At 62.6% G+C, this 2627-nt stretch carries 2 pseudogenes; both read left to right on the top strand.

The features are described from left to right. Window positions 1-1409, top strand: a pseudogene (locus JHC57_RS21920) (DNA-directed RNA polymerase subunit beta); the annotation flags it as partial. 53 nt (window positions 1410-1462) lie between these two features. Further along, window positions 1463-2627, top strand: a pseudogene (locus tag JHC57_RS21925) (DNA-directed RNA polymerase subunit beta'); the annotation flags it as partial.

The raw sequence follows: 2627 nt of genomic DNA on the forward strand, positions 1-2627 counted from the left end.
CCAGCGACGTGCGCGACACCTCGCTCCGCCTGCCGCCGGGCGTGTCGGGCACGGTTGTCGAGGTTCGCGTCTTCAACCGTCACGGTATCGACAAGGACGAACGCGCGATCGCGATCGAACGCGAGGAAATCGAGCGCCTGAAGCAGGACGCCGACGACGAGCGCGCGATCCTCAACCGCGCGACCTTCTCGAGCCTCAAGGACCTGCTGATCGGTCAGACGACCAGCGCGGTTCCGAAGGGCCTGAAGAAGGGCGACGTCGTCACCGAAGAATTGCTGACCGACCTCGACCGCGCCGACTGGTGGAAGCTGGCGGTTGTCGAAGACAATGCCCAGACTGCCCTCGAAGCGATCAAGGCGCAGTATGACGACGCGATCAAGCGGATCAACGCGAAGTATGAAGATCGCGTCGAGAAGCTGCAGCGCGGCGACGAACTCGCCCCCGGCGTGCTCAAGATGGTCAAGGTCTTCGTCGCGGTGAAGCGCAAGCTGCAGCCGGGCGACAAGATGGCCGGCCGTCACGGCAACAAGGGCGTCATCAGCCGCATCCTGCCGAACGAGGACATGCCGTTCCTCGAAGACGGGACGCATGTCGACATCGTGCTGAACCCGCTTGGCGTGCCGTCGCGCATGAACGTCGGTCAGATCCTCGAAACGCACCTTGGCTGGGCTTCGCGCGGTCTGGGCCGGCAGGTCACGCAGGCGCTCGACGATTGGCGCGACGCCAATCCCGACGCGGTGGGCGGGCAGATGCCCGAAGCCGTCCGCGACGCGCTCGAGAATGTCTATGGCGCCGAATATCTTGACGATATCAAGTCGCGCGACGCCGACAACATCGTCGAACTGGCCGACAACCTGCGCGTTGGCGTGCCGTTCGCGACCCCGGTGTTCGACGGCGCGAAGGAAGCCGACGTGTCGAACATGCTGACCCTCGCCGGTCTGCATGACTCGGGTCAGTCGGACCTCTACGACGGCCGCACCGGCGACAAGTTCGACCGCAAGGTGACCGTGGGCTACATCTATATGCTGAAGCTCCACCACCTCGTCGACGACAAGATCCACGCGCGTTCGATCGGGCCGTACTCGCTTGTTACCCAGCAGCCGCTGGGCGGCAAGGCGCAGTTCGGTGGCCAGCGCTTCGGGGAAATGGAAGTGTGGGCGCTGCAAGCCTATGGCGCGGCGTACACGCTTCAGGAAATGCTGACGGTGAAGTCCGATGACGTGATCGGCCGCACCAAGGTTTATGAGGCGATCGTCAAGGGCGACGACACCTTCGAGGCCGGCATCCCCGAAAGCTTCAACGTGCTCGTCAAGGAAATGCGCTCGCTGGGCCTCAACGTCGAGCTTTCGTCCTACACGGATGAAGACGACGGCGAAGGTCCGGAAGCCCTTCCCGAAGCCGCCGAATAAGATTTTTCCTCACCCCTCTCGCGCCGCGCGAGGGGGGAAGATGGAGCAGACATATGAACCAGCTTACCAATTTCATGAACCCGGTCGCGAAGCCCGAAACCTTCGACATGATCAAGATCGGCATCGCGAGCCCGGAACGCATCCGCTCGTGGTCGTTCGGCGAAATCAAGAAGCCCGAAACGATCAACTACCGCACGTTCAAGCCCGAGCGTGACGGGCTGTTCTGTGCGCGCATCTTCGGTCCGATCAAGGATTATGAATGCCTGTGCGGCAAGTACAAGCGCATGAAATACAAGGGCATCGTCTGCGAGAAGTGCGGTGTCGAAGTCACGGTGACCAAGGTCCGCCGCGAGCGCATGGGCCATATCGAGCTCGCCGCGCCCGTCGCGCACATCTGGTTCCTGAAGTCGCTGCCGTCGCGCATCGGCCTGCTGCTCGACATGCAGTTGAAGCAGCTCGAGCGCGTCCTGTACTTCGAAGCCTATATCGTCCTTGAGCCCGGCCTGACCCCGCTCGAAAAGTTCCAGCTTCTGACCGAAGACGAACTGCTCGACGCGCAGGACGAATATGGCGAAGACGCCTTCTCGGCCGGTATCGGCGCCGAAGCGATCCGCGTGCTCCTCGAAAATCTCGATCTGGAGCAGGAACGCGTCGACCTGATGGAAGAGCTTGCGACCACCAAGTCGGAGCTGAAGCCCAAGAAGATCATCAAGCGCCTGAAGGTCGTGGAATCGTTCATCGATTCGGGCAACCGCCCCGAATGGATGATCCTCGAAGTCGTGCCGGTCATCCCGCCCGAACTGCGCCCGCTGGTGCCGCTCGATGGCGGCCGCTTTGCGACCTCGGATCTCAACGACCTGTATCGCCGCGTGATCAACCGCAACAATCGTCTCAAGAGGCTGATGGAGCTGCGCGCGCCGGACATCATCGTCCGCAACGAAAAGCGCATGCTGCAGGAAGCCGTCGACGCGTTGTTCGACAACGGCCGCCGCGGCCGCACGATCACGGGCGCAAACAAGCGTCCGTTGAAGTCGCTGTCCGACATGCTCAAGGGCAAGCAGGGCCGCTTCCGTCAGAACCTGCTCGGCAAGCGCGTCGACTATTCGGGCCGCTCGGTCATCGTGACCGGTCCGGAGCTCAAGCTGCACCAGTGCGGCCTGCCCAAGAAGATGGCGCTCGAGCTGTTCAAGCCGTTCATCTACGCGCGCCTCGACGCCA

It is taken from the genome of Sphingopyxis sp. (genome assembly GCF_016463645.1).
GTDB lineage: Bacteria > Pseudomonadota > Alphaproteobacteria > Sphingomonadales > Sphingomonadaceae > Sphingopyxis.